This window comes from Longibacter salinarum (assembly GCF_002554795.1).
Taxonomy (GTDB): Bacteria; Bacteroidota; Rhodothermia; order Rhodothermales; family Salinibacteraceae; genus Longibacter; species Longibacter salinarum.
Genome location: NZ_PDEQ01000002.1, coordinates 562,467 through 574,976 on the forward strand (window position 1 = coordinate 562,467; position 12,510 = coordinate 574,976).

The following is a 12,510-nucleotide window of genomic DNA, read 5'->3' on the forward strand; positions in this document are numbered from 1 at the left end:
ATTGACGACATCTAAGCTGAATGTCACGTAAAGGAATTATTCTCGCTGGCGGTGCCGGTACTCGACTGAATCCTGCAACGCAGGCTGTCAGCAAGCAACTTTTGCCGGTGTACGACAAGCCAATGGTGTACTATCCGCTGTCGACGCTGATGCTCGCCGGAATTCGGGACGTGCTCGTCATCTCGACCCCGCGCGATACGTCTCGGTTCGAAGATCTGCTCGGGAGTGGTGAGCAATGGGGGATGAACCTGTCGTATGTCGTTCAGGACGAGCCTCGCGGGATTGCAGAAGCGTTTATTCTGGGAGAGTCGTTTATTGGTGATGATCCGGTGGCACTGATCCTGGGTGATAACGTATTTTACGGGAGCGGATTGCAACGCATGCTCGTCGAGGCCGGTCGTCGGAACGAGGGAGCAACGGTGTTTGCTTACTACGTAAAAAATCCTGAGCGCTACGGAGTTGTGGACTTCGACGACGAGGGACGTGCCATCAGCATCGAGGAGAAACCGGAGCATCCGGCGTCACATTATGCCGTGACCGGACTGTACTTCTACGACAACGAGGTGGTTGATATCGCCCGTTCACTTTCGCCGTCGGATCGTGGCGAGCTGGAAATCACGGACGTCAACGCCCGGTACCTATCTGAAGGGCGGTTGCATGTTCAAACCATGGGGCGTGGATTTGCGTGGCTCGACACGGGGACGCACGAGTCCCTTTTGCAGGCGTCTAATTTCGTTCAGACCATCGAAGCGCGGCAGGGGCTGAAAATCAGTTGCCCGGAAGAGATCGCGTGGAGGAAAGGGTGGATCGATACCGACGATTTAGAGCGTATCGGGCAGAGCATGTCCAACAACACCTACGGTCAGTATCTGATGGATCTCGCTGAGTAGATGAGGCTCATTCAAGCTGCTTTGAGCGACAGGGTAGGTCGAAAATTTGAGAAAGTTGAAAGGTGGTGGTACGAGTCGTTCGCTATTTTCCGTTACAAGACGTACCAAACATAGGCGTCAAACGTAAGAATTCTGCTTTTGCAGTCTTGACGGCCCGGTCTGGTCGTAATCCAAGCCGATACGTCCAGATACGTATCCTCATCGTTCACATCCTTCTGTGGTTTTCTGGCCTGTGTCGCTCAGGTTCGGTCTTGTCCACGCTAGCGTCCGCCGGTTGCGCTCAGGCTCAGCGTCCGTGCGTCCCGGATCCCCTGTATCGTTCCTCTGCCCGACTATGCTGATTCGTATCTCCATTGCCTTTTTTCTTGTGTGTGCTGTAGGATGGGCGTTCCCCTCGGGGGCTGTCGCTCAGCAGCAGCCGGTGCCGGAGGCCATACAGAGGGAGCTGGATCGTCGAAATATGACGGTTCAGGAGGCCCGAATGCGAGCTCAGCAACTTGGGATTGATCTGAATAATCCGCAGCAAGCGATTCGGAGGGCGCGTGAGCTCGGCATTCCCGAGTCGCAGATCCAGGCGATTATTCAGGCTGTACAACCTGAGGACCTACAGGAGCAGCCGCAGCTTGGCACGACGCGTGACACGTCGAAAGTGCCTGCTTACCCCGTGCTTGCGGGTACGCCGGAGATTACGCCCGATAGCATCGGCAAGGGCCAGCTGCCAAGGCAGATCGACGTGTCCGTCCCCCTCAGGAGTAGTGCACTCATCTCCACGGTCCGTCCGTTCTTCCTGACGGCGGGAGGCGATACGAGCGCCGTGGAAAACCGGATGCGTCGGAGTGGCTCTGTGCTCGACGGCGTGTGGGGAGGGACGGTCACTGTGCCGCGAGATTCCTCAGCTGGGACGTGGACGCTGTTCGTCGAAGCATCGACGATGGATACTACGGTTACGCTTTCGACTGGCCGCACGCTCACGATCTTTCCGAAGGGGCAACTGCCGAAGCAGGATTCGTTGGCTGCTGGAAGAGACTCGCTGGAGTACTTCGGTTACGACGCGTTCAACACCATCCCGCAGGCTTTTCTACCTTCCTCAAGAGGTCCTGTGGACCCGGGGTACGTCGTGGGTCCGAGCGATGAACTTCGTCTGACTGTTTGGGGAGGCGCCGAATTTCAGTATGAGTTGATGGTCGACGACCAGGGAAGAGTGACGGTGCCAAACGTTGGGCAGTTTACCGTCGCCGGCCGTCGGCTGGAAGACCTTCGTCGGGAGATGAAGATGTGGCTTTCTCGAAGCTATGCAGGCCTGACAAGTGATCCTCCGTCCGTATTCATGGATCTGACGGTTACGCGCGTTCAGCCAGTGAAGGCGTTCGTGCTGGGAGAAGTTGCACAGCCGGGTGGGTACACGTTGAGCGCATCTTCAACCGTGTTCAACGCGCTCTACAGTGTGGGCGGACCGAAACGAAGTGGATCGCTTCGTAACATCAAGGTGATCCGTGAAGGTGAGGTCATCGCCACGGTTGATCTGTATGATTACTTGCTGGAAGGGTATAGCACAGCGAACGTTACGCTGCAGAACAACGACTACGTGTTTGTCCCGCCGCGAGGCGAAACGGTCGCTATTACGGGCTCGGTTGAACGCCCCGCGTACTACGAGTTGAGTGAAGAGGAGACCTTCCGCGATCTTCTCGACTACTCCGGTGGACTGGAGGCGGAGGCCTACGTCAAGCGCTTTACCGTGAACCGGATCGTGCCGTACGACGAGCGCGAAGACCCGTCAGTGGCTCGCGAAGTGGTTGATTACGACCTGCAGGCGGCGCGTGAAGGACGGATCGACGTGCCGATGTCCGATGGGGACCGCGTACGCGTCTATAGCATCCGTGAGGCGGACGACCGTGTGATTGCGACACGAATTGATGCCGTCAAGGTCAGCGGGGCCGTCTTTCAGCCGGGTCGCTACGAACTCGGCACGGACGTTCGTACGGTTCGTGATCTGGTTGAGAATGCCGACGGTTTGACGGGCGATGCATATCTCGACCGTGCTTCCCTCGTCCGCGTTCAGGACAACCTGAAGTCTTCCGTGCAGTCCGTTAACCTTGCAGAGGCGATGGAGGACGTACCGACGGAGAACATCGTCCTGCAACCGGGTGATAGTTTGCACGTCGCGTCGATCCGCGAGATGGAGTCTGATCGATTCGTACGGATCAGCGGGCAGGTACGCAAGCCCGGCGATTACGTTTATCGGGACGACATGACAATTCGCGACCTTCTATTTCTTGGAGGAGGACTGGCGGACGACGAGTATTTGAAAGAGGTATTTCTCGGGCGTGCGGACCTGTATCGCGTATCCGACGACGGAAGCGAGGAACGTGTGATTCCGTTTCATCTCGGGGACGCCCTCGAGGGAGAAGGACTTGGAGCTATGGACCTCAAGCCTGAAGATGAGATCCGAATTTACCCTGCTCGCGTCACGCGTCTGGAAGACCGCTTCGTCCAGATCGAAGGCGCTATTAAAGAGCCCGGGGAGTATCCGTACCGAGACAATCTTACGTTGAAAGATGTCATTTTGCAGGCGAATGGGTTCGAAGAAGGGGCCTCGCTCCATGAAGTCGAGGTGACACGCATGGTTCGCGTGAAGGACGAGACGGGAGAGCGTGCTCGGACGATCCGAATCCCCTTGACCCGGTCAGCATCTTCTGTGGACGACGCGGAATTCGAGGTGCGAACACAAGCCGACACGGCACAGGTGCTCCGCCATGCGAGCGAATTCGAGTTGCAGCATCGCGATCGTGTGTTCGTCCGAACGGATCCCTCCTTTCAGCCGCAGGAAACGGTGATGGTTCGAGGGGAGGTGCGATACCCCGGGGAGTATACGTTACTTCGTGACAACGAGCGGTTGAGCAATATTTTGAAGCGGGCGGGAGGCGTTCTCTCTACGGGGTACCTTAGCGGCGGTCGTCTCATCCGCGGAAATGAACAAGTGATCGTGGAAATGGACGATGCCATTAACGGGGATGCGGATGATGACGTGATTCTCCAGCCTGATGATGAAATCGTGTTGCCTCCTCGTCCGAACACAATCACAATAAGAGGGAATGTCGCGAACGAAGGCCTCGTCCGTTTCGAGCCTGGTCGTCGCGTAGAATATTACCTCGAACGTGCTGGCGGATTACGTGACGATACAGAAGCCGTTTTCCTCACACAGGCGTCCGGAGCAACGTTCCGGGTTCGAACCGGTTGGTTCCGGCGAACGCCGCAGGTGGACGACGGTGCCATTATCCGGGTCGTGAAGGAGCCAGAGAAGAAGGAAAAAGAGCCCATTGACATTGGCAACACCATTCGAGACGTGACTGGAATTCTGTCCAGCGCCTTGACGATCATCGTGCTTGCATCGAGGGCATTCGACTAAACAGACATATATTAGCCGGCAGCTCATGCGTTTGTCCGATCCATCTGCAAAAATCTATATCGCCGGTCATCGCGGGATGGTCGGTTCGGCCGTGGGGGCCGCCCTAAAAAAGGCTGGCTATACCAACCTCATCGGGCGAACCAGCTCGGAGCTTGATCTTCGTGATCAGGCGGCCACGCGCGCATTCATGGCGGAGGAGCGCCCCGATGTTGTCGTGGTTGCTGCGGCGAAAGTCGGCGGAATACTTGCGAACGATACGTACCCGGCTGATTTCCTGTATGACAATCTCGCGATCGAGATGAACCTGATCGAGGCCGCCCATCGCGTGGGTGTCGATCGGTTGCTCTTCCTCGGCAGCACGTGCATTTATCCGAAGCACGCGCCTCAGCCGATGAAAGAGGAGCACCTTCTTACGGGAGAGCTCGAGCCCACGAACGAGTGGTACGCGATCGCGAAGATCTCCGGACACAAGCTCTGTGAGGCGTACCATCGTCAGCACGGCGATGACATGATCACGCTCATGCCAACCAATCTTTACGGGCCGGACGACAACTTCGATCTGGAGACGAGTCACGTTTTGCCGGCGCTCATCCGTAAGTTTCACGAGGCGCCGGATGCCGATGACATGGTTACGCTCTGGGGCACCGGAACGCCGCGCCGCGAGTTTCTCCATAGTCGAGACCTGGCAGACGCCGTACGTTTCGTGCTCGAAACACCAGAAAGCCAGCTACGCGATGTGGCTCCCGACGGCATGCTGAACATCGGCGTGGGGGAAGACATCTCGATCAATGAGCTGGCTGACGTGATCCGGGATGTCGTATCGAGTGAGGCAGACATTAAACACGACACGTCGAAGCCCGACGGAACGCCACGGAAGCTACTGGACGTCAGCCGGATGAGCGAGCTCGGATGGAACGCGAGCATCGGTTTGCGTGAAGGCATCCGTGACGTGTATGACTGGTATCTTGATCACGAAAAAGACATTGTACGCGTCTAACGCCGGTACATTGTCCGCGTTTGAACCCCTGCACTTTTGCTGCCTGATCGTCACACTTGATTTGTTTAGCTCCAGCTAGTCGAGTTCGTGGGAAGAAACGCATGAAGACTCACCGATGGAGACCGTAAACCGTCTTAAATCGCAACTTTGGAACATACCTTGAGTTGCGACGAGGAGGGCTCCTACTCCACGAAGTTAAAGGTTACCATTTCCGCACACGCACGTCGCTCCATGAGCAAGAAAGAAATCACCAGCAAGATTCCGGACAATCGACCCGCGGATCGGAAGCGAGCACTTATCACGGGTATCACCGGCCAGGACGGCTCCTATCTTGCCGAACTGCTGCTCGAGAAAGGGTATGAAGTTCATGGCATCAAGCGCCGGGCGAGCCAGTTTAACACGGATCGTGTCGATCATTTGTATCAGGACCCGCACAAGGAAGAGGTCCGGTTCTTCCTGCATTACGGCGACATGACGGATGCGACGAACCTCATTCGTATCGTACAGGAGACAAAGCCGCACGAAATCTACAACCTCGCGGCGCAGAGTCACGTGCAGGTGAGCTTCGACTCGCCGGAGTATACCGCTAACGTCGATGCGCTCGGGACGCTACGTCTGCTGGAGGCGATCCGCATTCTCGACATGGAAGAAGAGACGCGGTTTTACCAGGCATCTACGTCCGAACTGTACGGCAAAGTGCAGGAGACGCCGCAGAGCGAGACGACGCCGTTCTACCCGCGCAGCCCGTACGCCGCAGCGAAACTGTACGCGTACTGGATCACCGTGAACTACCGCGAAGCGTACGACATGTACGCGTGTAACGGCATCCTCTTCAACCACGAGAGCCCGCGCCGCGGCGAGACATTCGTGACGCGCAAGATCACCCGTGCCGTGGCTCGCATAAAGCTCGGCCAGCAAGAGAAAGTGTATCTGGGTAACCTGGACGCCAAGCGCGACTGGGGCCACGCAAAGGACTACGTGGAAGGCATGTGGCTGATGCTCCAGCAGGAGAAAGCGCGCGACCTCGTGCTGGCGACGGGGACGACAACCTCCGTCCGCGACTTCGTCGATATGGCCTTTCAGGCGGCGGAGATCAACGTGGTTTGGGAAGGAGAAGACCGCGACGAGAAGGGCTACGATGCCGAGACCGGCGAGTGCATTGTCGAGGTTGATCCGCGATACTACCGCCCGACAGAGGTAGATCTGCTGCTGGGGGACGCGGCGAAGGCTCGAGAGACGCTCGGCTGGGAGCCTCGATATGACCTCGAGGAGATGGCAGAGGAGATGGTTCAGTCCGATATGACGGGAGCCCAGAAAAAGGCTGCTGTCGAAAATGTGTAGCCGACGTGGAAGACGAAGCCTTTTTCTGCGTTCCGCCAAGAGCCGTGCCACCTTCCGAAGCTTGAAACTACGAGACCGATGAGTGAGCTTCCTTCCTCTGATCGTGCGATCCGTGCAGAGTCGCATGCTAATGCGTCGGATTCAGCCGAAGATGCTTCGTCGGAGGACGTGTCACTGCTGGATCTCCTGCTCGTTTTGGTCGAGAAGCGCTCATTAATCGTTCGCACGGCATTAGTTGCCGTACTCCTCGGAAGCACGTACGCATTTCTCGCATCAGACAGCTACGTCTCAACGGCAAAACTGAGCCGAGAGTCTGAGCAATCCGGAGGTGGTCTTTCGCAGCTCGGCGGGCTCGGCGCGCTCAGTGGAGGGCTCGGGATCAATCTGGGCACGCTCTCGGGGGGCGGCATGAACTCGGCGGCGTTTCAAGAGGTGTTGGAGAGCCGAGAGGTCCGTTTGTCAGTGGCGAGAGACACGTTCTGGTTTCCGGACGCACAAAAGAGGATGACATTTGTCGAATACGTCGACCAACCGGCGGGACTCCTTCAGCGCATCATTGACGCTGTGATGAGGGGCGACGATGCCGCTGATACGACAGGCACCAACGCTACTGCGGTCGATGGGGGGATCCGGAAAATGACGGAGCAAGAAGGAGATGCCGTGGAGATGATATCGCAGTTGATGTCGTCGTCCATTAATCAAGACTCCGGCTTGATGACAGTGTCTGTACAGGCGGGAGACCCAGTTCTATCGGCCGAAGTGGCATCTAGCTTTATCCGACATCTAACGGATCGTGTCCGCGAACTTCGGACCGCGAAGGTGCGTGAGCGAGTCGCGTTTGTGGAAAGCCGGTTTCAAGAGGTGGGGGCGGAGTTGAATGAGGCAGAAGACGACCTTGCTCAGTTCCTTGAGCAGAACCAGAACCCAACGACAGCCACGCTCAAGTTTCAAGAAGACCGGCTTCGCCGCCAGGTTAATTTCAAGCAGCAGCTTTATAGCGACCTGCGTGGACAACTCACGCAGGCGCGTTTGGACCTACAGCGCCAGCAACCGGTGGTCACAGTAGTGGAGAAACCGGTGCCCCCTCTCCAGAAGAGCGGCCCGAACCGCTTGCTTTTCATTATTCTAAGTGGAGTTGTCGGTGTATTGCTCGGATGCGGGATTGCCATCACACTCACACTTGTGCAAGTTTTTCGTCATGACAAGCATCAGCAGGAAAAGCTAGATCGCCTCTCCGAACTTTTGCTGCCCATCTCGCCATTTTCTGGTGCGTCTTCATCCACGGAAGAGCAGCGTACCGAGGAGCATTCCTGATGAGGAGTGAGATTCAGTCACCAATTCCTGTGCCTTCCATTTTATTGGCTGCCGATGTGCCTGAGCGAGCGACGCTCGATTAAAGAACGAGTGCTTAATTGTTTGAACCAGAACGAAAGCATCCTTCTCAAGGGGAGCGCCAGTAGCTTTATAGTCCAATCGTTTGGCGCGCTGCTTGCTCTGTTCCTCCAAGTGACACTCGCACGTGTTCTCGGTGTCGAAAGCTACGGGACATACACCTACGTCTGGGCATGGATAAACATCGCCGTCCTCGTGGGAACGTTTGGTTTCAAGACGGCATCAGTCAAGTTCATTGCACAGTACGAGTCGTTAGCGCAGTCGCGACGCCTGGCTCAATACCTTCGGTTTAGCCGACGCGTGATTCTCTTGGTTTCGGTCGGGACGGGTCTTACCGTCGTCGTCAGCGGGTACATTCTCGCGGGGAGTGACGATGAGTTGCTGTCTTCGCTCCTCGTCGCAGCGATACTTGTCCTAATTCTCACGCGCGTGAGAGTCGCCGCGGCAGAGCTACGAGGACTTCAGCACGTGGTACAAGCGCTGGTCCCGGAAAAAATATTGTATCCGCTCTGCTTCGCCGGACTGGTTTTACTGGCTTCTTGGCAAGGCATTGGTCTGGACGCACCTGCTGCGTTTGGCATAAACATCTGCGCATCACTGTTCGTTCTAGGTGTTCTTTTACAGCGGATCCGCACCGAGATGCCGACAGCGCTTCGTGGCGTCTCTCCCCGACCAGCGCTTGCGGCGCGAAAGAAACGGTGGATAGTCACCGCCCGTGATATGCTCATGATTGGCGGCTTCAACGTAATTCTGTTTCGTGCGGATGTGCTGATGATCGGAATGCTGATCAGCCCCACGGAGTCTGGCCTGTACAATGTGGCAAGTCGAATCGCCACAGTTCTCGTTTTTGTCTTATCGTCGGTCAACGCCATTATGGCCCCGTTGGCCTCGAAGCTGTACAGTCAAAAAAAATTCGACGAGTTACAGCGGGTTGTTGATCTCGCAGCTCGTGTATCGTTCGTCTTCTCCGGGATCGTCGCCGTTGCTATCTTTCTGGTTCGCTTCGAGCTTCTGGGGATATTTGGCGACGAGTTCCGCGCGTCCGCTTCGGCGTTGTGGCCGCTGCTTGTGGGGCAGGTCGTCAACTCGTTCTCAGGACCTGCGATCATGCTTCTAAATATGACCGACCGCCAAGGAGTCTCTGCTCGAATTCTCGGAGTGACGGCGATCATGAACGTTATTCTAAACTTCGGGTTCATTCAAATGGTCGGTTTTCAGGGAGCCGCCTTCGCCACCATGATCACTATGGTGTTGTGGAATGCAGTTGCCGTGTACTGCGTGCGGCGGGAGATCGACATTCGATCGACGGCGTTGCCCCGAGTTTAACACTACCGTGGAGCAGGGCGTGATACGACGGAGACAGATCAAGCGAATATCATACTGGCAATAAAAAAATGGAATCCATCCGTCCGGTATTCGTGTTCTCGCTGCCGAGGTCTGGATCGACGCTGCTGCAACGAGTTCTCAAAACACACAGCCGTATTGCGACGACACCAGAACCGTGGCTTCTTCTTCCGCTACTCAGCATGATGAGGGAAGGCGTGTTCGCCGATTACAACCACTCTGTCGCTCGGCGTGCCATTGCCGACTTTCAGCAACGGGTTGGTGGGGGCAAAGAAGGGTTTGATGAAGAGTTGCGAGCCTTTGTATTGCGGCTTTATAGAAGAGCGGCTGGGGAGAGTGCTACGTATTTCTTGGATAAGACTCCGCGGTACCATCTTATTGCCTCAGATATCCTTGACTTATTTCCGTCTTCACGCGCCGTGATTCTTTGGCGTAATCCACTCGCCATCATGGCCTCCATGATTGAGACATGGGGAAACAGTGAGTGGAACCTATACCGATATAACGTCGATTTCTATCGAGGGCTTCCAGCACTCGTAGATCTCGCGGCGGATGAGCGCTCCAACGTGTTTTCGGTTCGATATGAAGACCTCGTTACCCGGCAGGAAGAGACGTTGAAGCAGTTGTGCGACCATCTTGATGTGGCGTACGAAGAGCTAGACATGAGGCCGCCAAGCCTGAATGGGGTGGTGGGAGACCCCTCACAGGACCAATACGACTCAATTTCAGCAGCCTCCTTGGAAAAATGGAGGGCAGTGTTGACAAATCCGCTTCGGAAGAGACGCGCCCGATCATACTTGAACTGGCTTGGAAGCGAGCGGCTTCGCATCATGGGGTATTCGTACGAAGATCTTACCAGGGTGATAAACGACTCCCCTTTGACCTTGGAGTATTTGGGTGGAGATCTCATAGGGGCCCTCAAAAGCGTGGTATGGCCGTTTGGCGAATATGAGATATACAAGCACAAGCTGCAATCTTCGAATGATAGTATGATCCACCATGGATAAATCTACAGAGCAACACTCCGGTACGCTTCATCTGGTTGTTGCTATTACCTGCCATAATCGACGAGAGAAGACGACTGCCTGCCTGCGTCGCCTTTCGCAAATTGGACTTGACCTTGAGGATGCTGAAGCCGTCGATTTGGACGTAGTCCTCGTAGATGATAACAGCTCGGACGGGACTGCCGCAGCCGTGCGCAATGAGTTTCCGGATGTGGCGTTGCTCGAAGGAGACGGATCCCTTTTCTGGAATGGTGGCATGCGCATCGCGATGTCGCACGCAATAGACATGGATCCTGAATATATCCTCCTTCTGAATGACGACACGGAGTTGTTTGAGGATAGTGTTAAACGCCTGATCGAAGATCATCGTCGGATTAAGGAACGCCGGGGGTGCCCCATCGTGATCGTTGGATCCACCCGTGACCCGGATTCAGGCGAGTTGACCTACGGCGGGTGGCGGCGAACCGGAGGCATTAACCCGCTTCGCACCGCGATTGTCCATCCCACGGAGGAGCCAAAGATCTGCGATACATTCAATGCAAACTGCGCATTGATTAGCCGTGAGGTTCTCGACCGGGTGGGCAACCTGGATGCGGCTTACACCCACGGATTTGGCGATTACGATTACGGATTCCGGGTTCAGAAGCAGGGCGGCGAGGTGTGGGTCGGCTCAGGAGTTCACGGAGAGTGCGAACGGGACCATGGCCCTCGTCCATGGTTTGAGCCGAAATTGTCTTGGTGGGAGAGAATTTCTGCCCTTCGCGACGTAAAGGCAGAACCTCTCGGAGAGCGTCTTACGTATGCGCGCCGCCACGCTGGGGCCCGTTGGCCACTCTCATGGCTCTCGCCGTATATCCGGGTCTCTCTCTCGCACATCTTCCCAGACCGGTTTCGCCCGCCCGCAGGACCCGGCGAACGCTCGTCCGAGTCCTCTACACCGTGATACACAACCGTTCGCGACGATTGTCCATCAGCGCCTAACCGTTCCTTTATGGCAACAATCGTTCACCTAACGTCCGTCCACCGCCCGACCGACACCCGCGTATTTCGGAAGGAGTGTCGCACGATGGCGCGCGCCGGGCATGACGTCTATTTAATCGCACCGACAGGTCAGGACAAGATGAAAGACGGCGTCCAAATTCTTGCAGTCGACCCACCCCGGAATCGCTGGGTGCGGTTCACGTCAACCAGCACGTCTGTCACCCGTCGCGCCAGGCAAATACCTGCCGATGCCTACCATGTTCACGATCCTGAGCTGCTTCCGTGGTGCGCGGTTCAACTGCGAGACGCGCCCGTCGTGTACGACATGCATGAAGACATTGTCGCGCAGATTCACACCAAAGATTGGGTCCCCGACGCTGTGCGTTCGGCCTTGAGTACAATTGTGGGAATGAGCCTTCGTGTTTTCCTGAAAGACCGTCCGGTGATCTTTGCAGAGGCCTCCTATGCGGAGACGTATGACTGGCTTGATCATACCGTCACGGTGCAGAACATGCCTGTGGTCTCCGAACTGACAGATATCGATGAGCCGGAGTTTGACACGCCGATGCTCGGGTATATCGGCGGCGTTCGGAAGGATCGAGGGAGTGTCGTTACGCTCGAGGCTCTTCACCATCTCCAGAAACGTGGCTACAAGATCGGCTGGCAGTGCATCGGTCCTGCGACAGAGAGTCACCAGGCGGAGCTGGATCGAATACAGGCGGACCGGAACATCGGAGGCATCGATTTTCTCGGGTATCTTCCGCCGGAGGAGGGATGGTCACACATGTCCCGTTGCCACATCGGCATCGCTATGCTAGAGAAGACCCCGAACTTCGTTGGCTCCTATCCGACGAAGTTGTTTGAATATATGGCACTTGGGCTCCCGGTTCTTACGTCCGACATCCCGATGTATCGACGTGTGGTGGAGCAGGCAGACTGTGGCCTTGTCGCTGACCCGTTAAACCCTGAAGCTGTGGCAGAAGCGATCGCTTATATGTTGGACCACCCGAACGAGGCGCAGGCGATGGGAGAACGCGGGCGCCAGGCCGTCCAGGAACGGTACAGCTGGGAGCGAGAGGCCGATCGCCTTCTCGAATTTTACACCGACACGGTTTTGAGCTAAGGCATATCTCTTCTGTGGCAAACTTCGGCAAC

Annotated in this window: 9 protein-coding genes; all 9 read left to right on the forward strand. The window is 56.3% G+C overall.

Annotated features, from left to right (window positions below; all coding sequences use genetic code 11):
* The first annotated feature begins 20 nt into the window (after positions 1-20).
* The gene (gene rfbA / locus CRI94_RS05685) at positions 21-890 is read left to right on the forward strand and encodes a glucose-1-phosphate thymidylyltransferase RfbA (RefSeq protein ID WP_098074689.1); all 870 of its coding nucleotides are present in this window, start codon (positions 21-23) and stop codon (positions 888-890) included.
* Between the two features lie 334 nt (positions 891-1,224).
* The gene (locus tag CRI94_RS05690; RefSeq protein ID WP_245846090.1) at positions 1,225-4,296 is read left to right on the forward strand and encodes an SLBB domain-containing protein; all 3,072 of its coding nucleotides are present in this window, start codon (positions 1,225-1,227) and stop codon (positions 4,294-4,296) included.
* Positions 4,297-4,321: 25 nt separating this feature from the next.
* A complete protein-coding gene (locus tag CRI94_RS05695; protein ID WP_098074690.1) occupies positions 4,322-5,293 on the forward strand; it encodes a GDP-L-fucose synthase family protein in 972 nt (323 codons plus the stop codon).
* Between the two features lie 231 nt (positions 5,294-5,524).
* Entirely contained in the window at positions 5,525-6,634 is a 1,110-nt protein-coding gene (gmd, locus tag CRI94_RS05700; RefSeq protein WP_098074691.1) for a GDP-mannose 4,6-dehydratase, read from the forward strand.
* Between the two features lie 78 nt (positions 6,635-6,712).
* Positions 6,713-7,948, forward strand: a complete 1,236-nt coding sequence (locus CRI94_RS05705; protein WP_098074692.1) for a Wzz/FepE/Etk N-terminal domain-containing protein — start codon at positions 6,713-6,715, stop codon at positions 7,946-7,948.
* Positions 7,949-7,954: 6 nt separating this feature from the next.
* On the forward strand, positions 7,955-9,352 hold the full coding sequence (locus CRI94_RS05710; protein WP_143815314.1) for a flippase: 1,398 nt from the start codon (positions 7,955-7,957) through the stop codon (positions 9,350-9,352).
* A 68-nt stretch (positions 9,353-9,420) separates the two neighbouring features.
* A complete protein-coding gene (locus tag CRI94_RS05715; protein WP_098074694.1) occupies positions 9,421-10,377 on the forward strand; it encodes a sulfotransferase family protein in 957 nt (318 codons plus the stop codon).
* Positions 10,370-11,317 carry a glycosyltransferase family 2 protein gene (locus CRI94_RS05720; RefSeq protein WP_098074695.1) on the forward strand — a complete coding sequence of 316 codons (948 nt, stop codon included), beginning with the start codon at positions 10,370-10,372 and terminating at the stop codon, positions 11,315-11,317. Before CRI94_RS05715 ends, CRI94_RS05720 begins: the two co-directional genes overlap by 8 nt.
* Before the next feature lie 48 nt (positions 11,318-11,365).
* Positions 11,366-12,478, forward strand: a complete 1,113-nt coding sequence (locus CRI94_RS05725; protein ID WP_098074696.1) for a glycosyltransferase family 4 protein — start codon at positions 11,366-11,368, stop codon at positions 12,476-12,478.
* Positions 12,479-12,510: the final 32 nt, after the last annotated feature.

Excerpts from the sequence above, each read along its gene's own strand:
- rfbA (WP_098074689.1), top strand. The coding sequence starts at position 21 with ATGTCACGTAAAGGAATTATTCTCGCTGGCGGTGCCGGTACTCGACTG.
- CRI94_RS05705 (WP_098074692.1), top strand. The coding sequence starts at position 6,713 with ATGAGTGAGCTTCCTTCCTCTGATCGTGCGATCCGTGCAGAGTCGCAT.
- gmd (WP_098074691.1), top strand. The coding sequence starts at position 5,525 with ATGAGCAAGAAAGAAATCACCAGCAAGATTCCGGACAATCGACCCGCG.
- CRI94_RS05720 (WP_098074695.1), top strand. The coding sequence starts at position 10,370 with ATGGATAAATCTACAGAGCAACACTCCGGTACGCTTCATCTGGTTGTT.
- CRI94_RS05715 (WP_098074694.1), top strand. The coding sequence starts at position 9,421 with ATGGAATCCATCCGTCCGGTATTCGTGTTCTCGCTGCCGAGGTCTGGA.
- CRI94_RS05690 (WP_245846090.1), top strand. The coding sequence starts at position 1,225 with ATGCTGATTCGTATCTCCATTGCCTTTTTTCTTGTGTGTGCTGTAGGA.
- CRI94_RS05695 (WP_098074690.1), top strand. The coding sequence starts at position 4,322 with ATGCGTTTGTCCGATCCATCTGCAAAAATCTATATCGCCGGTCATCGC.
- CRI94_RS05725 (WP_098074696.1), top strand. The coding sequence starts at position 11,366 with ATGGCAACAATCGTTCACCTAACGTCCGTCCACCGCCCGACCGACACC.